General features: G+C 38.5%; 20 protein-coding genes, 1 tRNA gene and 1 other annotated feature. Of the genes, 1 reads left to right on the top strand and 20 read right to left on the bottom strand.

What is annotated here, in order from left to right:
- Positions 1 to 89: 89 nt before the first annotated feature.
- The 19 genes from leuD to LKW28_RS06105 form a co-directional block, all read right to left on the bottom strand.
- Positions 90 to 677 (bottom strand): 3-isopropylmalate dehydratase small subunit, encoded by a 588-nt coding sequence (gene leuD, locus LKW28_RS06195; protein ID WP_229139480.1) that lies wholly within the window; start codon positions 675 to 677, stop codon positions 90 to 92.
- Between the two features lie 2 nt (positions 678 to 679).
- Positions 680 to 2,107 carry a 3-isopropylmalate dehydratase large subunit gene (gene leuC / locus LKW28_RS06190; RefSeq protein ID WP_229139479.1) on the bottom strand — a complete coding sequence of 476 codons (1,428 nt, stop codon included), beginning with the start codon at positions 2,105 to 2,107 and terminating at the stop codon, positions 680 to 682.
- Between the two features lie 100 nt (positions 2,108 to 2,207).
- Complete coding sequence (leuB, locus tag LKW28_RS06185) at positions 2,208 to 3,320, bottom strand: 3-isopropylmalate dehydrogenase (protein WP_229139478.1); 1,113 nt, start codon at positions 3,318 to 3,320, stop codon at positions 2,208 to 2,210.
- Positions 3,321 to 3,370: 50 nt separating this feature from the next.
- Positions 3,371 to 4,915, bottom strand: coding sequence for a 2-isopropylmalate synthase (locus LKW28_RS06180; protein ID WP_229139477.1), 1,545 nt, complete (start codon positions 4,913 to 4,915; stop codon positions 3,371 to 3,373).
- A complete protein-coding gene (gene ilvC / locus LKW28_RS06175; protein ID WP_229139476.1) occupies positions 4,902 to 5,930 on the bottom strand; it encodes a ketol-acid reductoisomerase in 1,029 nt (342 codons plus the stop codon). Before ilvC ends, LKW28_RS06180 begins: the two co-directional genes overlap by 14 nt.
- A 54-nt stretch (positions 5,931 to 5,984) precedes the next feature.
- Positions 5,985 to 6,503, bottom strand: coding sequence for an acetolactate synthase small subunit (ilvN, locus tag LKW28_RS06170; RefSeq protein WP_229139475.1), 519 nt, complete (start codon positions 6,501 to 6,503; stop codon positions 5,985 to 5,987).
- Positions 6,500 to 8,218 carry an acetolactate synthase large subunit gene (ilvB, locus tag LKW28_RS06165; protein WP_229139474.1) on the bottom strand — a complete coding sequence of 573 codons (1,719 nt, stop codon included), beginning with the start codon at positions 8,216 to 8,218 and terminating at the stop codon, positions 6,500 to 6,502. The genes ilvN and ilvB overlap by 4 nt, the downstream gene beginning before the upstream one ends.
- An 86-nt stretch (positions 8,219 to 8,304) precedes the next feature.
- Positions 8,305 to 8,564, bottom strand: a binding site (T-box leader).
- Positions 8,565 to 9,065: 501 nt separating this feature from the next.
- Positions 9,066 to 9,142: transfer RNA gene (locus LKW28_RS06160), tRNA-Arg, on the bottom strand.
- Between the two features lie 281 nt (positions 9,143 to 9,423).
- Positions 9,424 to 9,933 carry a metallophosphoesterase family protein gene (locus LKW28_RS06155; RefSeq protein ID WP_229139473.1) on the bottom strand — a complete coding sequence of 170 codons (510 nt, stop codon included), beginning with the start codon at positions 9,931 to 9,933 and terminating at the stop codon, positions 9,424 to 9,426.
- Complete coding sequence (locus LKW28_RS06150; protein ID WP_229139472.1) at positions 9,930 to 10,535, bottom strand: XTP/dITP diphosphatase; 606 nt, start codon at positions 10,533 to 10,535, stop codon at positions 9,930 to 9,932. The genes LKW28_RS06155 and LKW28_RS06150 overlap by 4 nt, the downstream gene beginning before the upstream one ends.
- Entirely contained in the window at positions 10,536 to 11,285 is a 750-nt protein-coding gene (rph, locus tag LKW28_RS06145; RefSeq protein ID WP_229139471.1) for a ribonuclease PH, read from the bottom strand.
- Positions 11,286 to 11,417: 132 nt separating this feature from the next.
- Positions 11,418 to 12,479, bottom strand: coding sequence for a GerMN domain-containing protein (locus tag LKW28_RS06140; protein ID WP_229139470.1), 1,062 nt, complete (start codon positions 12,477 to 12,479; stop codon positions 11,418 to 11,420).
- Positions 12,480 to 12,634: 155 nt separating this feature from the next.
- Entirely contained in the window at positions 12,635 to 13,429 is a 795-nt protein-coding gene (gene racE / locus LKW28_RS06135) for a glutamate racemase (protein ID WP_229139469.1), read from the bottom strand.
- 10 nt (positions 13,430 to 13,439) lie between these two features.
- Complete coding sequence (locus LKW28_RS06130) at positions 13,440 to 13,898, bottom strand: MarR family winged helix-turn-helix transcriptional regulator (RefSeq protein ID WP_229139468.1); 459 nt, start codon at positions 13,896 to 13,898, stop codon at positions 13,440 to 13,442.
- A 197-nt stretch (positions 13,899 to 14,095) separates the two neighbouring features.
- Entirely contained in the window at positions 14,096 to 14,320 is a 225-nt protein-coding gene (gene gerE / locus LKW28_RS06125) for a spore germination transcription factor GerE (RefSeq protein WP_010678342.1), read from the bottom strand.
- A gap of 166 nt (positions 14,321 to 14,486) precedes the next feature.
- Complete coding sequence (locus LKW28_RS06120) at positions 14,487 to 14,951, bottom strand: acyl-CoA thioesterase (protein WP_229139467.1); 465 nt, start codon at positions 14,949 to 14,951, stop codon at positions 14,487 to 14,489.
- A gap of 158 nt (positions 14,952 to 15,109) precedes the next feature.
- Positions 15,110 to 15,868 (bottom strand): succinate dehydrogenase iron-sulfur subunit, encoded by a 759-nt coding sequence (sdhB, locus tag LKW28_RS06115; RefSeq protein ID WP_229139466.1) that lies wholly within the window; start codon positions 15,866 to 15,868, stop codon positions 15,110 to 15,112.
- 1 nt (position 15,869) lies between these two features.
- Complete coding sequence (gene sdhA / locus LKW28_RS06110; RefSeq protein ID WP_229139465.1) at positions 15,870 to 17,630, bottom strand: succinate dehydrogenase flavoprotein subunit; 1,761 nt, start codon at positions 17,628 to 17,630, stop codon at positions 15,870 to 15,872.
- Positions 17,631 to 17,700: 70 nt separating this feature from the next.
- A complete protein-coding gene (locus LKW28_RS06105; RefSeq protein ID WP_229139464.1) occupies positions 17,701 to 18,309 on the bottom strand; it encodes a succinate dehydrogenase cytochrome b558 subunit in 609 nt (202 codons plus the stop codon).
- 392 nt (positions 18,310 to 18,701) lie between these two features.
- On the opposite strand from LKW28_RS06105, the gene LKW28_RS06100 reads away from it, so the two are divergent.
- Complete coding sequence (locus LKW28_RS06100; RefSeq protein ID WP_229139463.1) at positions 18,702 to 19,157, top strand: YslB family protein; 456 nt, start codon at positions 18,702 to 18,704, stop codon at positions 19,155 to 19,157.
- An 89-nt stretch (positions 19,158 to 19,246) separates the two neighbouring features.
- Here the strand turns inward: LKW28_RS06100 and LKW28_RS06095 are convergent, their stop codons facing one another.
- Positions 19,247 to 20,491, bottom strand: a complete 1,245-nt coding sequence (locus tag LKW28_RS06095) for an aspartate kinase (protein WP_229139462.1) — start codon at positions 20,489 to 20,491, stop codon at positions 19,247 to 19,249.
- Positions 20,492 to 20,520 lie beyond the last annotated feature (29 nt).

The following is a 20,520-nucleotide window of genomic DNA, read 5'->3' as shown; positions in this document are numbered from 1 at the left end:
AGTTTACCAATGTAGAAATGAGAAAACAATAGCGTGTCTCTTAAACGAAAAAAATATAGACAAAGCCGGAAATAGCTTTGTCTACAATTTTAGTTCGCTGTTTTAAGTTCGTGCTCTGTTATTTGTTGCTCATAAGATAATGTTTTATCTATCTCATCCCAGCCATTAATGAGCATTTCCTTCCAATAGGAATCGATTGAGAATTCTATTTTAAATCCTTTTGAATCAACAATTGTTTGTTCCTCTAAAGAAATTGTGCATTCAAAACTAGCATCATTAGCTTCTTTTAATAGATACTCAATTACCTTTTTCTCTAAAACGATTGGAAGCATTCCGTTCTTTAAACAGTTATTATAGAAAATATCTGCAAAAGAAGGAGCAAGGATTGCTTTAAATCCATAGTCATTCAATGCCCATGGTGCATGTTCACGTGATGATCCGCAACCAAAATTTTCATTCGCAACGAGAATGGATGCACCCTCGTTTTCCTTACGGTTTAATTCAAAATTTGGATTTGGGCTTCCATCCGCCTCAAAGCGCCAATCGAAAAAGGCATATTTTCCAAACCCAGTTCTTTCAATACTCTTTAAAAATTGCTTTGGAATAATTTGGTCTGTATCCACATTATTTCGATCCATTCCTGCAACTTTACCTTGATGTGTGATAAATGGTTCCATGATTATGCCTCCTCTCCTGCTGCTACTTTTTGAATTTTTCGTACATCAACGAATTTCCCATAAATCGCAGCCGCCGCTGCCATTGCTGGACTGACCAAGTGAGTACGAGCGCCCTTTCCTTGTCGTCCCTCAAAGTTACGATTTGATGTAGAAGCACATCTTTCACCAGCAGGTACAACGTCAGGGTTCATACTTAAGCACATACTGCATCCTGCATCACGCCACTCAAAGCCTGCTTCACGGAATACATCCGCAAGACCTTCTTTTTCTGCTTGTATCTTAACTTGTTGAGAGCCCGGAACGACTAAAGCACGTACGTTAGGAGATACTTTTTGTCCACGAATGATGTCGGCAGCTTCCCGTAGATCACCAATTCGTGAATTTGTACAAGAACCAATAAAGACATGCTGAATTTCAATTTCGTTAATAGGCGTTCCTGGAGCAAGTTCCATATATTCATAGGCACGCTCTGCAGATTTTTTATCAACTTCCCTTTTGAAATCCTCTGGGAATGGAACAGTATCCTCAATCGTTACACTCATAGATGGGTTTGTTCCCCATGTAACAGTTGGTAAAATTTCATCCGCATGAATTTCTAGAACTGCATCGAAAACGGCACCTTCATCAGTTGCAAGCTGCTTCCATTTTTCAACAGAGGCATCAAAATCAGCTCCAGCCGGACTATGTTTTCTTCCTTTTAAATAGGAGAATGTCGTTTCATCTGGGCTAATTAAACCAGCTTTTGCTCCACCTTCAATGGACATATTGCAAATTGTCATTCTTTCTTCCATAGACATGCTTCGAATAGCTTCACCAGTATATTCAATGACATGGCCTGTTCCAAAATCAATGCCAAATTTGTGGATAATTGATAGAATAACATCCTTTGCATAAACACCAGGTGATAGAGTTCCAACTACATTTACCTGCATGGTTTTCGGCTTTTGTTGCCATAATGTTTGTGTTGCAAGAACATGTTCAACCTCACTTGTCCCAATTCCAAACGCTATCGCTCCAAATGCACCATGTGTAGATGTATGACTATCTCCACATACAATAGTTTTTCCTGGTTGAGTTAATCCCAGTTCAGGTCCAATTACGTGAACAATCCCTTGTTCAGGGCTATATAGGTCTGCAAGAGGAACGTTAAATTCCTTACAGTTTTTTTCTAAAGCACTCATCTGTTTAGCCGCAATTTCATCCTTTGTTTGGAAGCGATCACTCGTTGTAGGTACGTTATGGTCCATAGTTGCAAAGGTCAAATCTGGTCTTCTAACTTTTCTATTCTTTAAACGTAATCCTTCAAAGGCCTGCGGAGAAGTTACTTCATGGACTAGATGTAAGTCAATGTAGAGTAGGCTTGGTTTCCCCTCTTCATGATTGATAATGTGTTGATCCCATATTTTTTCGATAATTGTTTTCGGTGCCATTAGTATCTTCATCCTCCTTTTTCACTTTTTTTGAAAAGACAAGCTCGGTATAAACCGAGCTCTCTAGTGGGTGTTGCTATGCAGCTTTTTAAAAAAGGTCTTAAGCATAAGCAGACATAATATTAGAAATCGCCCCGTCTTCAACTAAGGCCTCTTTAATTTTTTCCACCATTTCAGTTGTTGAAATTGCTCTTTGTTGTGTATCTGCAATATCTGCAGTCCGGTACCCAGATGCTAATACTTCATCTACCGCTTTTTCCACAGCGTTTGCTTCTTCTTCTAAACCGAATGATAAACGCAATAGCATTGCAGCCGATAAAACGGTAGCGATTGGATTCGCAATATCCTTACCAGCTATATCAGGTGCAGAACCGTGAATTGGTTCATAAAGACTTGGTCCATTAGTAGATAAACTTGCTGAAGGCAGCATTCCAAGCGATCCCGTTAGCATTGAAGCTTCATCGCTTAAAATATCACCAAACATATTCTCAGTTACGACAACATCAAATTGTCTAGGATTTCGAATAAGTTGCATTGCAGCGTTATCCACAAGCATATGCTCTAACGTTACATCTGGATAATCTACTGCTACTTCTTCAGCAACCTCACGCCACATTCTGCTAGATTCCAATACATTTGCTTTATCAACAGAAGTTACTTTCTTCTTTCTTGACATCGCCATTTCAAATGCTTTTTCTATGATCCGCTTCATTTCAGATCGCTTGTAGGATAGAGTATCAACAGCTGCTTCCTCTCCATCTTCAATTGTTCTTCCACTTGGCTTTCCAAAGTAAAGACCACCTGTGAGTTCTCTAACAATGACAAAATCTGCATTTTCGATGACTTCTTGTTTAAGTGGAGACGCATCTAGCAAGCTATTAAAACAAGTTACAGGCCTTACATTGGCATATAGATTCAATGCTTTTCGAATTTGTAATAATCCTTTTTCAGGGCGGAGATGCGGAGGATTTGAATCCCATTTAGGTCCTCCGACAGCTCCTAGTAATACTGCATCACTTTGTTTACATACTTCCAGTGTTTCCGCTGGGAGAGGAGTTCCTTCAGTGTCTATGGCTACACCACCTATTAAAGCGTGTTGAAATGTAAACTCATGATTGTATTGTGCTGCTACAGCCTTCAACACTTCTATTGCCCCTTTAGTCACTTCTTTTCCTACGCCATCACCACGAAGTACGGCAATACTTTTCTTCATCCTGACTCCTCCTCTTTATGTCTTTTCAACACTGAAAATAGTAGTTATTTTTATACCCCAACTTTTTCAAGTAATTTCTTATTCTTTTCAACGGCTAATAGTCTATTTACTGCATTAACATATGCTTTAGCAGATGCTTCTAACACGTCCTGTGCCGAACCTCTTCCGCTGCTTTCTGCATTGTTATTTTTCACCTTAACAAAAACTTCAGCAAGAGCATCTCGCCCTGCACCAACAGATTGGATTCGGTAATCATCTAAAGTAATTGAAATACCAAAAGCACGCTCAAGTGTGTTATAAAGTGCTTCAACACTTCCTGATCCTGTGGCAGCTTCTTGGATTTGGTTGCCTTCTCGGTCTGTTAAAGTAATGGTTGCAGTCGGGATTTGGTTTGTACCGTATTGTACCTGCATGGAGGTCAATTGATACATATCCTCTACATTTGCTACCTTTTCATTGACTAATAATGTTACTAAATCATCATCGGTGATTTCTTTCTTTTTATCCGCTAAGTCTTTAAATAACTTGAATACACGATTAACTTCCGCGTCATCCAATGTATATCCTAACTCAAGTATACGATTGCGGAATGCGTGCCTGCCAGAATGCTTTCCAAGTACCATTGAATTAGATTTAACCCCTACTAATTCCGGAGTGATAATTTCATACGTCGTTTTTTCCTTAAGCACACCATCTTGGTGAATACCCGATTCATGTGCATACGCATTTTTTCCGATTACTGCTTTGTTAGGAGGAACAATCATACCCGTTAATTTACTGACTAAATCACTTGTACGCTTAATTTCATCCAGCTTTAATCGTGTATTTGCTTGGTAGTAATCTTGACGAATATGCAAAGCAACTGCCACTTCTTCTAGTGATGCATTACCCGCTCTCTCACCAATCCCATTAATCGTACCTTCCACCTGTAAAACACCACGCTCAACAGCTGATAATGAATTGGAGACAGCCATACCAAGATCATCGTGACAGTGAGTAGATAGTATTACTTTGTCAATATTCGGTACGTTATTTAGGATATAAGTAAACATTTTTCCATATTCTTCCGGAGTACCATAACCTACTGTATCTGGAAGATTAATAACATTTGCTCCTGCATCAATCACTTCTTTTATGATTTTTGCTAAGAAGTCTAATTCAGTTCGGCTCGCATCCTCAGCAGACCATTGGATAATTGGGAAGAATTTGGATGCATATTTCACACTATCTACTGCTGTTTGAATGACCTGGTCTTGAGTCTGTCTTAGCTTATATTTTCTATGAATAGGGGATGTAGCAAGAAAGGTGTGGAGACGAGGCTCCGCTCCACCCTGTAATGCTCCCCAAGCAGCATCGATATCACTTTGTACTGCTCTTGCTAAACCCGTAACAGAAACATTTTTGATGGTTTCAGCAATTTGTTTAACTGACTGAAAATCACCATCAGAGGCAGCTGGGAATCCGGCCTCCATGACATCCACATTGAGTCGTTCCAGCTGCTTTGCTATTTCAAGTTTTTCATGTAGGTTTAAATTAACTCCAGCAGACTGTTCTCCATCTCTTAATGTCGTGTCAAAAATATTAATTTTCCGCACGGGAACCCACCACTTCTTTCACTTGTCTTTGTTTAACAAATGGCATCATTGCACGAAGTTTTTTACCCACTACTTCGATTTGGTGTTCAGCTTCAAGTTTGTTAATTGCATTAAATTCTGGACGATTAGCTTGGTTTTCTAGTATCCAGCCTTTAGCAAATTTACCAGTTTGAATGTCTTTTAATACTTCCTTCATTTCTGCTTTCACACTGTCAGTAACAATACGTGGTCCAGTTACGAAATCTCCCCACTGAGCTGTGTCGGAGATAGAATATCTCATTCCTGCTAAACCTTCTTCGTACATTAAATCAACGATTAGTTTTAATTCATGTAAACACTCAAAGTATGCAACTTCTGGCTGGTATCCAGCTTCTACTAATGTTTCGAATCCTGCTTTAACTAATGCAGAAGTACCGCCGCATAATACTGCTTGCTCACCGAATAGGTCTGTTTCAGTTTCTTCTTTAAATGTAGTTTCTAGAACACCCGCTCTAGCTGCTCCAATACCTTTTGCATATGCGAGTGCTACTTCTTTTGCATTTCCAGTTACGTCTTGCTCAATCGCGAATAATGCTGGAACTCCTGCACCTTCAGTATATGTGCGGCGTACTAGATGTCCTGGCCCTTTTGGAGCTACTAGGAATACATCTACGAAGCTTGGAGGAACGATTTGGCTAAAATGAATGTTAAAGCCATGTGCAAATACTAATGCATTTCCTGGTTTTAAACCTGGCTCAATTTCTTCTTTATAAACCTTTGGTTGATTTTCATCTGGAAGTAATACCATTACAACGTCCGCTTGCTCAGCAGCTTCACTAACTGAATATACTGGAAGTCCGTCATTTTTTGCTTGTTCATACGATTTTCCTTGACGTAGACCAACAATTACTTCAATACCACTTTCACGTAAGTTAAGTGCATGTGCATGCCCTTGTGAACCATAACCAATGATAGCAACCTTCTTATTTTGTAAAGCAAACTCATTAACATCTCCGTTATAATATACCTTTGTCATTTTAAAATCTCCCCTTATTAGAATTAAATTATATATAGTAATGTGATTAAACCCTTAAACAATAGAATAATTCTTTGCATTTGAAGCTGTTTTTTGGTTACCTCTTGTGAAAGCTGTTGTGCCAGTACGAGCAACTTCTTTGATACCGTATGGCTTTAAGAGGTCAATTAAAACTTCTATTTTTTCTGATTCGCCTGTTACTTGAATAACTAGGCTATCCCTACTTACATCAATAATAGATGCACGGAAAGGATCTATTAAGCTATAAATCTCATTTCTATTTGATGGACTGGATGCTACTTTAATAAGAGCTAACTCTCTTGCCACAATGGCTTGGTTTGTAATATCCATGACCTTAATAACATCGATTTGCTTGTTTAACTGTTTTGTAATTTGTTCAACAACGGTTTCTTCATCAAGATGAATGACAAATGTCATCCGAGAGAGCCCCTCAGTTTCAGAATGTCCCACTGTGATGCTTTCAATATTGTAATGACGTTTTGTTAACAGGCCAGTGATTCGATTAAGTACACCCGCGCGGTTATTTACTAATAATGTAATGATTCTTTTCACAGCTTAACACCTACCATTTCATGATGACCCTTTCCTGTTGCAACCATTGGGTACACATTTTCGAAAGGCGTCACACTAAAGTCCATAAGAACTGGTCCCTCAAATTCAAGAGCATCTTTCAACACTTGTTCTGCTTCTTTGTCACTTGAAGCTTTCATTCCCTTAATTCCATAAGCATCAGCTAATTTCATAAAATCTGGCTGATTAGGGATTAAGGAATGTGAGTATCTTTCATTATAGAAAAGTTCTTGCCATTGTCTGACCATTCCTAAAGCTTTGTTATTAAGGATGATAATTTTAATTGGCAGATTTAGTTCCTGAATGACTGAAAGCTCTTGGGATGTCATCTGGAACCCGCCATCTCCAAGAATGGCAACAACAGTTGAAGATTTTTCAGCAAGCTGTGCTCCTATACTTGATGGTAATCCAAAGCCCATTGTCCCTAAACCACCAGAGGTTACCCAACGATTAGGCTTCGTAAAATGATAGTATTGAGCCGCCCACATTTGGTGCTGACCTACGTCTGTTGTTACAATCGCTTCGCCTTTTGTATATTTATAAATAAGTTCAATTAATTTTTGTGGCTTTAGTTCATCTTCTGATGGTTTGTAAACAAGTGGATATTCTGCCTTCCATCCCGCTAGTTTATCTCTCCATTCCTGAGATTCCCCAGGCTTACCATTTTGGTGAACTAAGCTTTTAAGAACTTCCTTTGCATCCCCAACAACAGGAATTTTGGTTGGTACGTTTTTCCCAATTTCCGCAGGATCAATATCGATATGTGCAACAGTTGCGTTTGGAGCAAAATGTTGCAGATTTCCCGTAACCCGGTCATCAAATCTAGCTCCAATACTGATCAAGAGGTCACATTCGTGTAAAGCCATGTTAGCTGTGTATGTTCCATGCATTCCTGCCATTCCAAGATAAAGCGGATGATCGGCCGGGAATCCGCCTAAACCTAAAAGTGTATGGGTTAAAGGGATCTGCTGTTGTTCTACATATTCTCTTAACTCTTTAGCTGCTTTTGCAAATATAACCCCAGCTCCTGCTAGAATAACTGGTTTCTTCGCTTGGCTAACTGCTTCTACTAGCTTACGAATTTGTAAGTGGTTTGGCTGAATTGTTGGCTGATAACCAGGCAAATGAATTTCTTGATCGTAGTCAAATTCTGCTTCATGTACTGTCATGTCTTTTGGAATATCAATTAATACAGGCCCTGGTCTTCCAGAAGTAGCGATATAAAATGCTTCCTTAATTATCTTTGGTAGGTCCTTCACATCCCTAACCTGATAGCTATGTTTTGTGATTGGCATTGTGATTCCGAGCACATCTGCTTCTTGGAATGCATCAGAACCAATTACTGATGATGCAACCTGACCTGTAAATACAACAAGTGGAATTGAATCAATCATAGCATCCGCTAATCCAGTGACTATATTTGTAGCTCCTGGTCCGGAAGTAGCGATGACGACTCCTGGTTTTCCTGAAATTCTCGCATACCCTTCAGCTGCATGTATTCCACCTTGTTCATGTCTAGATAAGACATGAAAAATACCTGAATCATATAAACTATCATAAATGTTAAGTACAGCACCGCCAGGATATCCAAAAATGACTTCTACATTTTCCCGCTTTAATGCTTCAATTAGCATTTGGGAACCGTTCATTTTTGAGGAAGTTTTGGTTTGTTCTTCCACTTTTGCATTTAAGCCCATTTTTTCTTACATCCCTTCCTTATTGTAAATAAATGTTTTAATAAAAACAGAAAATGCCAGTCCACCCACTAGACCAATTTCTTGGTCGAAGGGGTGAAAAGGCATTTATCACTTTCCACGGTACCACCCTTGTTCGCGATCAAAAACGATCGCCTTGAGGAACAACGTTTGTTGTTCATTTTGATAACGGGTGAGTTGTAAAGCACCCGGTTAGCCCTACTTTAATAATATTTCAAGCTAACACTCTGAGGTGAGTTCATCTAACGGGATAACACCGGCTTCCACCATTTCCGGCTCTCTGTTGATATCGTAACGTAAGATTACTTATCCTCTTCAACGTTTATGAATATTGAAAATTTTCAAGTTACATCTTTACAAGTTTCATGCTGGCATTTTTGCTTTAATACCTAAAAACTTAAACGCTTTACACTATTGAAAACTAAGGTATAAAAAATAATCCAAATCCATGAACTCTTATCATTTTGAGAATGATGAAGGTCTTTATTTAGGACTGTCTTATACCGTCAATTAAATTACTAAGTTTTCATTTATTTGTGAAAATATTTTATATTAGAGCCTATATTACTCTCATTTTTTATCAGAGTCAACACCATTTTAAAGAATTGTTAGATTATTTTGATTTACTGTAAAACCTGTATCCGCTTACACCTTTGAAACTATGCGGTTTCTAATATAAAAGAATTTCTTGAAAAATTTGTGAACGAGAAATTATGTGATGGTGGAGGTTAAAATCTAAAATGGGAGATCAAGAAAAATGCTATAAAAATAAAAAAAACACTTCGATTCATTTTTATGAAAGGAAGTGTTTGTGATTGAATATGTAAAATGGCGTCCCAGGAGAGATTCGAACTCCCGACCGTACGCTTAGAAGGCGTATGCTCTATCCGGCTGAGCTACTGGGACATAGTTATAAAGTTTTATTTAGTTCAGTAAGCCAATACTTAGTTTGCACTATCCTGTTCCTTCCTCTTCTAGAAAACCCGAGGATGATTCATGCGTCGGAACAAAGCTACATCGATGCAATTCAAGATGTTTACGCTTGGCTGAGCTACTGGGAAATAGTTATTTTTTATCGTTAACTCATTAGCGACATTTTTTATTATAGTCATATAGGAAACTAATGTCAACACTTTTTGAAGAAAAATTTTCTAAAGGGAGTAAATTTTACTCCCTCTGCTATTGTATCATAGATTTACCTTCGTTGATAACTCTTCAATTTCATTTCCTTTACTATCATAAAAAACAACGCTTACTTGTTTATCGACGATATCTAAAATAACATAGGTCTTTTCCTTGCGCATTCTTGGCAATCGAAAACTTCCGGGATTTATGAACAAAATATCATCAATCATTTCTGCACCTGCAATATGCGAATGACCAAAACATGCAATGGATGCTCCTGCCTCTTGTGCACGATATTTTAAATTCATTAAGCTCATCTTCACATTGTACAAATGACCATGGGTAAGATAGACCTTTACTCCATTCAAAAGAACGATCATGTCATTAGGAAAATTCGAGTCAAAATCACAATTTCCTCTCACCGCTGAAAACCCGCTCATTTCTTCAGATTGTGAAGAAAGTTCAGAATCCCCGAGATGTAGCATAAATTCCACATCATTTTTATGTCGTTCCTTTATCTCGGTTAATTCCTCTGTTAGACCATGACTGTCGCTAATAATTAATACCTTCATCTTTGAAACTCCTCACGATCCCTAAGAAGCTTTTCCAACTTTCTGAGTGCATTCCCACGATGACTAATCATATTTTTCTCGTCATTTGACAGCTCAGCCAAAGTTTTACCTTTTTCAGGCACAAAGAAGATAGGATCATAGCCGAATCCATTTTCACCAACCGGATTTTCAGTAATGACCCCTTCACAAGTTCCCTCCACTATTTCTGTTTCTTCACCGGGTATGGCTAACGCTAATGCGCAGTGGAATCTTGCAGTCCTTTTTTCATTTGGAACACCTGTAAGCTCTTCTATAACTTTATTAAGGTTATCAGTATCGTTTTTATGTTCGCCCGCATATCTAGCAGAATAAACACCAGGTCGACCATCAAGATAGTCAATTGCAAGACCCGAATCATCTGCTATAACAGGTATGTATAATTTTTTCGCAATTGCCTCTGCTTTTATTTGGGCATTTTCTGCAAAGGTTTTACCAGTCTCCTCAATATCCTCAATCTTGGGATAATCGAGTAACGACTTCAGCTTAACACCTTGACTTGCAAACAAGTCTCTAAATTCATTTACCTTCCCTTTATTTTTAGTAGCAATCATGATTTCTTTCACTTATGAATCCTTCTTTCCAATTAAGTTTACTAAATCTCCTAATGCATCTTTCTGAACCTGAATCAAGTCATGTATCCCTTTTTCGGCTAATTCTAATAGTGTTTGTAGTTGACTGCGCGAAAAAGTAGATTCCTCACCTGTTCCTTGAAGCTCAACAAATTCCCCTGCTCCTGTCATTACTATATTCATATCCACATTTGCAGCTGAATCTTCGATGTAATTTAAATCAAGGATTTCTCCTCTTTCGGGATCGATTCCTACCGAAATAGCAGCTAAAAAATCTGTGATTGGAAATGAATTCATTTTTTTATTCTGATAAATTTTATGTACTGCAAGAACCATCGCAACATAAGCACCAGATATTGATGCAGTTCTTGTTCCTCCATCTGCTTGAATAACATCACAGTCAATCCAAATCGTTTTTTCACCAAGTTGTTCAAGATTGACAACAGATCTAAGAGCGCGTCCGATTAAACGCTGAATTTCCATCGTTCTTCCTGAAACTTTCCCCTTAGTCGATTCGCGGATATTTCTCTGCTCGGTTGCCCTTGGAAGCATTGAATATTCAGCTGTGATCCATCCCTTACCAGATCCTCTCATAAAAGGTGGCACCCGGTCTTCGATGCTCGCATTACAAATGACCTTTGTATCACCCACCGTTATTAAAACAGAGCCTTCCGGATGTTTTATATAGTTTAATTCAAGCCGGACTGGCCGTAGTTGATTATGTAATCGTTCATCAACCCTCAAAAACAATACCCCCTGTCTTCCACTAAAAAAGGTGGGCGACTGCTGCCCACTCATTCATTATATAGTATAGCAAAATTTTGCTTTTCTATCGCAGCGAAAAAAAGGATGTGAACAATGTCCACATCCAACTTTTTAGAAACTGCCTGTATTTACATTTGAAGGACGAGTTACTGGTTCAGTCAATGATTTTCCATCTTCAGTAACAACATCATCACTACCATTAACCGTAATTGCAACACCTTTCACTTCAGGTTGCTCAGTTAAAGATAACACAAGCGAATTAATAACATGCTTCGAGATCATTTTCTCGTTAAAGGCTCCAAAAATTGCCTCATTAAAGTCAAGCGTGACTTTTCCGTCTTCCATTTTAGTACCTAAAAGTTTTACATCTTGATGAATATCACTAATTAAATCTGAACCCATATCCGGTCCATTGATTAACGCATTTACAACAGCCGATACTCTGTCATCTCCGGTATTTTCAACCCGCTTCGTCACTGGAACATAATATTCGCCCTCATCATTTTGCACATAGAAATAAAGAGTTACAGGACGACTGTTCGTAATGTCGACAACACCACTGTTATCAATATTAATCCCATCAGCTCTGCTTAAGTCTGCTGGAATTGGAGTGCCATCAACAGGCATTTCTTCTAATTGATATCCATTCACGCTGATTACAACGTTGTTCACATTTTCAAATTGGGTTAATGTATACGTAATAGCTTGTAGAATTTTCGCTTCGTCCTCTGGATTATAGTTTGCAAATTCCTTCGAGAAGTCTGCTGTAATTGTTCCATCCTTCAGATTCACATCCACCACTGTATCCTGTGGAATAACCGCTCTGAATCCATCTGGTAAAATTTCACTTAACGGTCCACCAGCAACTAAATACTCAAGAACCTGTCTTGCTGCCGCATCTTGCTTTGGTAAATCAACAGTGTAAGGAACCACTAGTCCATTTTCATCAATTAGATAGAGATCACGTTTTACGGTCTCAGTAGCAGCTTCCTCCTGATCAGTTGCTTCAGTAGCAGGAGTTTCCCCTTTTGCTACTGTTTCATCGACCGCTTCATTTTTTGGCGGATCCATTTGTTTGGCCTCTTCCTTCCCACCAAATAAACCACATCCTGATAGTAATACTGTTGAAGTAACCACTGTGGCGGCTATTGCAGATTTAGTTATTTTACGCATTCTTTTCCCTCCTAAGGCAGTTTGTACTACTATGTATACGAGCCCTATTTTCAAATTAGACCGCTTTTAAGTGAAAAAAATGGACAAAATGTTTTGGATTTAGGAGGGAAATAGATTGTTAACAAAAAAAGCCCCAACCTGGGGACTTTTCTCTCTTATAGCTTTACCGATTTCACATTATACACTGGTTGTTCAAACCAGTTAGTTGCGATTCGTTGGAAGATTTCTTTCTCGCCTGTTGTGAGGAACAGGTGATTCTTTTTTCTTGACTTTTTGTTTAATAATCCACTGTAGAACAATACGGTGCTGACCTCGCGGGCGGTCTCCGCGCCGGAATCGATAAGTTTGATTCGATCCCCAAGATAGGCTTGGATGGTATCACGAAGAAGCGGATAATGGGTGCAGCCAAGAATTAAGGTGTCGATATCCTTATTCCTTAGTACCTCAAGTGTTTCAGCCACTATTTGTTCTGCCTGTTCACCGACGAACTCGCCTGCCTCGACGATTGGTACGAAACGCGGGCATGCGAGACTTTCAACAGTGATTTGATTGTTGATTGATTTAAGTGCATCTTCATAGGCCCCACTTTCGATTGTATTGACAGTTCCGATAACACCTACATAGTTATTTTTTGTAACCTTGAGGGCGGTCCTTGCACCAGGGTAGACGACACCGATTACTGGGATGGGAAGCTCAGCTTGGATTTCATCCAATACAAGTGCGGTTGCTGTATTGCATGCAATGACAAGCATTTTAATGTCATGTGACAATAAATAGTTCGTCAGCTCCCATGTAAACTGACGAACTTCGTCTTTAGGTCTTGGCCCGTACGGACATCTTGCGTTATCACCTAAATATATGATTTCTTCATTTGGTAATTGTCTAATTATTTCCCGAGCAACGGTTAAACCGCCCACCCCGGAATCAATAACTCCGATTGGTCTTTTCAAACGTTTCGCCTCATTTTACTCGCATTTCTTGATGTAATTTCCTTAAACTCTTATCTAGTTGGATGACCTCGTCTTCAGAGAAGTTTTCCATGATTTCCTGCAAATATTCTTGTCTTTTTTTGATAACTTCCTCGATGATCCGTCCCCCTTCTTCAAGTAAATGAATTCGAACGACACGACGATCTTTTGGGTCTTTTACACGCATGACAAGATTATTTTTTTCCATTCGATCGACTAGATCTGTTGTTGTGCTGAATGCTAAGTACATTTTATTTGATAATTCACCAATTGTCATGTCTCCATGTTCCAGCAACCATTGGAGGGCGATAAATTGTGGTGTTGTAATTGTGAAGTTACTTAAGATTTCACGGCCTTTTTGTTTGACTAAGCCAGAAATAAAACGAAGAGATTTTTCGATATCTGCGACTATTTGTGTGTCCTTTGTTTCATTGCTCTCTTGAACAGTCATTACATCCTCTCCTAGTAAAGAATTTAGTGTGAAATTCGACTGTATTTCATAAAACCTCAGCATCTCAGTAAAAATATATTATTCTTATTTTCTACTTTTTTCGAGCAAAAAGCAAGTTCAAGTATATACGAAATATGTAGTTGGTCGTTAAATAAGTAACCGGCTACCTTACTTAAGTAAAGTGTAGCCGGTAATACTTAAAGTTCAAGTTCTCCCATACGAAGGAGCTCTACAACTGCTTGAGAACGCCCCTTTACTCCCAGCTTCTGCATCGCATTCGAAATGTGGTTACGAACTGTTTTTTCGCTAATGAATAATTCACTTGCGATATCTTTCGTTGTTTTATCTTGAACTAGTAATTCAAAAACTTCTCTCTCTCTTTTTGTTAGTAGCGGTTTTGGTTGAAACTCTTTCTCCTTCAAGTATTGTAACCCTCCTTGCTAAGGTTCGAGTTGAACTACTGGATGGGTATATATTTAGTCACAATATAGTATGAGAAGGAGTGTGTTGCGGTGACTGTTAAAAGGTTGATATGTAGACTTTTTCGCGTCCATTTTTAAATGTCTTGGTATTTTCATCCTACTTAGCTCATACAATATAGGTTAGGTGCTTTTTTAACATATGCTTCATCTCATCAGACCATGGTTCCCCTTTTCCTGTTCGCTTGGACATTTGAACTAATGTACTTCTGCCGACAAAACAAATTGATCCCTTATTGTCCTTTGCCATATAATGAATATCCATGGAGGAATTGCCAAGCTGGTTTATTTTAACATACAGCTTAAGCTGGTCTCCAAAAAAGACTTGTTTCAAATAATCACATTGTTGGTTGGCAATAACGGGTATTGCATCGCTCGATTTGTCGGTCCATTTATGCATAAACCCTAGATGATTAAAAAATTGAATTCTTGCTTCTTCAAAGTAAGTAAAGGGTACAGTATTATTTAAGTGTCCAAACATATCAGTTTCGGAAAAGCGTACTTGAATCGGTTGAAAAAAATCAAATGTATTCTCCCATGTCTCATTATCATCGATATACGTAATATGTTTCATTCCAATAGCTCCCTTACATAAGATTATTCAAGTCACGGTAAAGTGGTGCCTTCTTCTAATCGGAAATATGGGGATTTTATAGCTAACCCCTTTCCATACTATCCCTTCGTAAAAAAACACTCCTCCATTTACATGAAGGAGTGTTCATCGCTTATCTATTAGACTTGGTCACTACCAAACATATTTCTGAATGCTTGAATAGATGTGTCTCTGTTTAGCGCTGCAATTGAAGTTGTGAGTGGAATACCTTTTGGACAAGACTGTACACAGTTTTGTGAGTTACCACAGTTTGCAAGGCCTCCGTCTCCCATAATTGTTTCTAAACGTTCTCCTTTATTCATAGCACCAGTTGGGTGGGCGTTGAATAAACGAACTTGTGATAGTGGAGCAGGTCCAATGAACTCAGATTTGCTGTTAACATTTGGACATGCTTCTAGACATACACCACATGTCATACATTTTGATAATTCATATGCCCATTGACGTTTCTTCTCTGGCATACGTGGTCCAGGACCCAAATCATATGTTCCGTCGATTGGGATCCAAGCTTTTACTTTCTTCAATGAATCAAACATTCTGCTACGATCAATTTGCAGGTCACGAACGATTGGGAATGTCTTCATTGGTTCAAGCTTAATTGGTTGTTCAAGCTGATCGATTAGAGCTGAACATGATTGACGTGGCTTGCCATTTATAACCATTGAACAAGCTCCGCAAACTTCTTCTAGGCAGTTCATATCCCAAGTAATTGGGGCAACTTTATTTCCACTAATATCTACCGGATTACGACGAAATTCCATTAAAGCAGAAATTACGTTCATATTCTTACGGTATGGAACCTTAAATTTAATTACATAAGGATCAGAATCTGGAGTATCCTGACGAGTTACATGAAATTCAACTGTTTTTTCACTCATCTTATTTTTCCTCCTTATTCTTAGTGTAGTCACGTTCACGTGGTGGAATTAATGAAGTGTCTACCTCTTCATAATGGAATGCAGGCGCAGTTTCTTTACCAGTAAACTTAGCCATTGTTGTTTTTAAGAATTCCTCGTCATTACGTTTAGGGAAATCAGGCTTATAGTGTGCGCCACGGCTTTCGTTACGGTTATAAGCACCAATTGTAATGACACGAGCAAGTTGAAGCATATTTTGTAATTGACGGGTAAATGTAGCACCTTGATTACTCCATTTAGATGTGTCATTAATATTGATATTCTTATAACGCTCAAGAAGCTCTTGAATTTTTTCGTCTGTCTTTAATAGCTTGTCATTGTAACGAACAACTGTTACGTTATCTGTCATCCATTCACCAAGCTCTTTGTGAAGGATGTATGCATTTTCGGTACCATCCATTGACATAATGTCATCCCATTTTTCCTGTTCTTTTTTAACATGGCTGTCAAAAACAGTTGAAGATATGGAATCTGTACCTTTCTTAAGTCCTTTAATGTAATGAACTGCGTTAGGACCAGCAACCATACCACCATAAATAGCGGATAAGAGTGAGTTAGCACCCAAGCGGTTTGCACCGTGCTGTGAAAAATCACACTCACCAGCAGCAAATAAACCAGGTATATTTGTTTGTTGATGATCATCAACCCATAATCCACCCATTGAGTAGTGAACAGCTGGGAAAATTTTCATTGGAACTTTACGTGGATCTTCACCCATGAATTTTTCATAGATTTCAATAATTCCACCTAATTTAATATCAAGTTCTTTTGGATCTTTATGAGATAGATCTAGGTAAACCATGTTTTCACCATTGATACCTAGCTTTAAATCTACACACACATTAAAAATTTCACGTGTTGCAATATCACGTGGCACTAAGTTTCCGTATGCAGGATATCTTTCTTCTAGGAAGTACCAAGGTTTACCATCCTTGTATGTCCATACTCGTCCACCTTCACCACGAGCAGATTCACTCATAAGACGAAGCTTGTCATCTCCAGGAATTGCTGTCGGATGAATTTGAATGAACTCACCGTTTGCATAATATGCGCCTTGTTGGTACACGATTGACGCTGCTGATCCAGTATTAATTACTGAGTTTGTTGTCTTACCAAAGATGATTCCAGGCCCACCAGATGCCATGATAACTGCATCAGCAGGGAAAGATTTAATTTCCATTGATTGAAGGTTTTGTCCGACGATCCCACGACAAATTCCTTCATCGTCTTGAATAACCCCAAGGAATTCCCAGCCTTCATATTTCGTTACAAGCCCTGCAACTTCATGACGGCGAACTTGTTCATCTAATGCATAAAGCAATTGCTGACCAGTTGTTGCACCAGCGAATGCTGTACGGTGATGCTGTGTTCCACCGAAACGACGGAAATCAAGTAAACCTTCTGGTGTACGGTTAAACATAACTCCCATACGGTCCATTAAGTGAATGATTCCTGGTGCAGCATCACACATAGCCTTAACTGGCTTTTGGTTTGCTAGGAAGTCACCACCGTATACTGTATCATCAAAGTGGATCCACGGAGAATCCCCTTCACCTTTTGTATTAACCGCACCGTTAATTCCACCTTGTGCACAAACAGAGTGAGAACGTTTTACAGGTACGAGTGAAAATAAATCAACTTGTGTTCCTTCTTCAGCAGCCTTGATGGTAGCCATTAAACCAGCTAGTCCACCACCAACTACGATAACTTTTCCTTGACTCAAAGCAACTCACTCCCCAATAAAGAGACCGTTCAACTTGTATAGAAATTGTGAACGTTCTTATTTTAAATTCTTAAACGAAAGCTAAAATTGTTGAAACACCTACGTATGATAATGCAATAAAAATAATGATTGTAACATATGTTGCAATTTGTTGAGAGCGAGGAGTTATTGTTAGCCCCCAACTTACAGCAAATGACCATAGTCCATTTGAGAAATGGAAAATTGTAGAGATTACACCAACAAGATAGAAAATAAGCATTGCTGGCGAACTCAAAATATCTTCCATCATATTGAAGTTAACCTCTGCCCCTAAAGCGGCAGCAATACGCGTTTCCCATACATGCCATGCTACAAAAATTAGAGTAATGATTCCGGATATACGTTGTAAGAAGAACATCCAGTTACGGAAGAAACCGTATCTACTCACATTGTTCTTTGCAGTAAAGGCAATATATAGACCATAAATCGCGTGAAATAATAATGGTAAATAAATGATAACTACCTCTAGTAAGATTCTAAATGGAAGATTTCCCATAAAACCAGCAGCATTGTTGAATGCTTCTTCTCCTCTTGTCGCAAAGTTATTCGCTGTTAAGTGTACAAGTAAGAACACCCCTACAGGAATTACACCTAATAATGAATGAAGCCTGCGATTAAAAAATTCACGATTACCAGCCATACTTTACCCCCCTTAATAATAAACCGCACCTTCAAGGCACTCCTTTGTAAATTGCTCATCCTGTATAATTATATAAAAGGACGAAATAATAACTGATAATTGAAACCCTTTGCACAAAACTACAAAATACTTTTTTCATAGATAAAAAGTTAAATGTATCTGCAATTTTCTTTTATCAGTATAATGTAACAAATCCATTTTACTCCCATAAAGCAGGAGCGTCAAGGAAACTAATCCACAAATTATTCATAAAAAAGATAATAATTGTACACAAATGTTTGAAATACGTCAAAATAAAATAGCGATATCATATGACAAAAAGATACAAAAAAATCATGTGTTTCTTATCCCCTCATGATATATAATAAAGGATGGAGAAAGAGGGGAATGCAGTGAAGAATATTAACATCAATGAACAAAATGTAAATCTGAGTGAACAGACCGTTTCTGTTTTTGGGTATGAACTTATCCGTGAAATTTTAATTCCTGACTTGCTGGGAAAGGATACTCCCCAGATTTTATATTGGGCGGGAAAAAACCTTGCCCGTAAATTCCCCTTACCAACAATTGAAGAAATTATTTCGTTTTTTCATGATGCTGGATGGGGTGACCTTAAGGTCGAACGTTCGGATAGGACCTCTGTCGAATTTCATTTAGATGGAGCGATCGTCTCTTCTCGTTTTAAACGAAAGGATATCTGTACATTCCAACTTGAATCTGGTTTTCTTGCTCAACAAATTCAACAACAGAAAAATCGAATCACTGAAAGCTTTGAACAACAAAAAAGACGAGCTCAAAAAATCATATTTACGGTAAAATGGGACCAAAAAGACATGACCGAAGAGTAAAATCCTGCACAATTTGTGCAGTTTTTTTATATAGAAAAGGGCGCCCTAAGGCTTTAAACCGCCTTTGAACGACCCCCTGTTTTAATTCATTATAGTTTCACTTTTGCTTTTTCTTCCTCAACTGCGGCTAAGTTAAATGAATCATGTAATGCTTCAACCGCACGAACCATACTTCCTTGTTCAACAACAGTGGAAACCTTAATTTCAGATGTACTTACCATTTTAACTTCAATGTTTTCTTGTGCAAGCACTTGGAACATATCAGCTGCAACCCCTGGATTTGAAACCATTCCGGAACCTACAATGGAAACCTTTGCCAATCCATCTTCATGCTGGATACCCTCAAATTTTAACAAATCAATGTTGTTTTCTAAAACAGCTAGAGTATCTCGTAAATCTGGTGTTTTTACTGAAAATGAAATATTGGCATGATTTTCATCAGTTTGGTTTTGAATGATAATATCAACGTTAAGGCCATTCTTTGCAAGAGTGCCAAAGATCGTTGAAAGTGTGTGTAATTCATTAGGTAATCCAGTTACTGTTACCCTTGTAATCTGGTCTTCAAATGCAATTCCCCTAACAACAAGATTCTTTTCCATTGAAACTTCCTCCTCAATAATGGTTCCATTTTCTAGCTCTAAGCTTGAACGAACTTCAAGCGGCATTTCAAAGTTTTTCGCAAATTCAACTGCACGTGGGTGAAGTACACCCGCACCAAGGTTAGCAAGCTCCAGCATTTCATCATAGGAAATGGAATGGAGTTTTCGTGCAGATGGAACAACACGGGGATCTGTCGTATATACACCGGTTACGTCTGTGTAGATATCGCATTTGTCCGCATGTAATGCTGCAGCCAGTGCAACCGCAGTTGTATCAGAACCACCTCGTCCAAGAGTCGTAATATCTCCAGAACTGCTGATTCCCTGGAATCCCGCAACGACAACGATTTTACCTTCTTTTAAGCTTTCACTTACCCTTGAAACTTCAATATTTTCAATACGGGCATTGCTATGTATAGCCTCAGTTTCAATACCAGCCTGCCAGCCTGTATAAGATACAGATTCATAGCCCTTTTCCTGTAAAGCCATTGATAAAAGGGCAATTGTTATTTGTTCACCTGTACTTAACAACATATCCATCTCGCGTTTACTTGGCGAGCTAGAAATTTCATTTGCCAAGCCTACAAGGTGATCTGTTGTTTTCCCCATTGCTGATACAACTACTACAACTTTATTTCCTGCTTTCACTTCTTGAATAACGCGATTTGCAACATTTTTAATTTTATCCGGCGACCCTACTGAGGTGCCTCCAAACTTTTGTACGATGATCCCCATTCCATCAACCTTCTTTCTGGATAATAAAA

It is taken from the genome of Bacillus sp. REN16 (assembly GCF_020731355.1).
Classification (GTDB): Bacteria; Bacillota; Bacilli; order Bacillales; family Bacillaceae_L; genus Ferdinandcohnia.
The sequence above is the reverse complement of the archived record's forward strand: the minus strand, read 5'-3'. Positions and strand labels throughout refer to the sequence as shown.

Bases quoted from the DNA above. Each gene is read 5' to 3' on its own strand.
- leuD (WP_229139480.1), bottom strand. From the start codon at position 677: ATGGAACCATTTATCACACATCAAGGTAAAGTTGCAGGAATGGATCGA.
- leuC (WP_229139479.1), bottom strand. From the start codon at position 2,107: ATGGCACCGAAAACAATTATCGAAAAAATATGGGATCAACACATTATC.
- leuB (WP_229139478.1), bottom strand. From the start codon at position 3,320: ATGAAGAAAAGTATTGCCGTACTTCGTGGTGATGGCGTAGGAAAAGAA.
- ilvC (WP_229139476.1), bottom strand. From the start codon at position 5,930: ATGACAAAGGTATATTATAACGGAGATGTTAATGAGTTTGCTTTACAA.
- ilvB (WP_229139474.1), bottom strand. From the start codon at position 8,218: ATGGGCTTAAATGCAAAAGTGGAAGAACAAACCAAAACTTCCTCAAAA.
- LKW28_RS06155 (WP_229139473.1), bottom strand. From the start codon at position 9,933: ATGAAGGTATTAATTATTAGCGACAGTCATGGTCTAACAGAGGAATTA.
- LKW28_RS06140 (WP_229139470.1), bottom strand. From the start codon at position 12,479: ATGCGTAAAATAACTAAATCTGCAATAGCCGCCACAGTGGTTACTTCA.
- LKW28_RS06130 (WP_229139468.1), bottom strand. From the start codon at position 13,898: ATGACTGTTCAAGAGAGCAATGAAACAAAGGACACACAAATAGTCGCA.
- LKW28_RS06120 (WP_229139467.1), bottom strand. From the start codon at position 14,951: ATGAAACATATTACGTATATCGATGATAATGAGACATGGGAGAATACA.
- sdhB (WP_229139466.1), bottom strand. From the start codon at position 15,868: ATGAGTGAAAAAACAGTTGAATTTCATGTAACTCGTCAGGATACTCCA.
- LKW28_RS06105 (WP_229139464.1), bottom strand. From the start codon at position 18,309: ATGGCTGGTAATCGTGAATTTTTTAATCGCAGGCTTCATTCATTATTA.
- LKW28_RS06095 (WP_229139462.1), bottom strand. From the start codon at position 20,491: ATGGGGATCATCGTACAAAAGTTTGGAGGCACCTCAGTAGGGTCGCCG.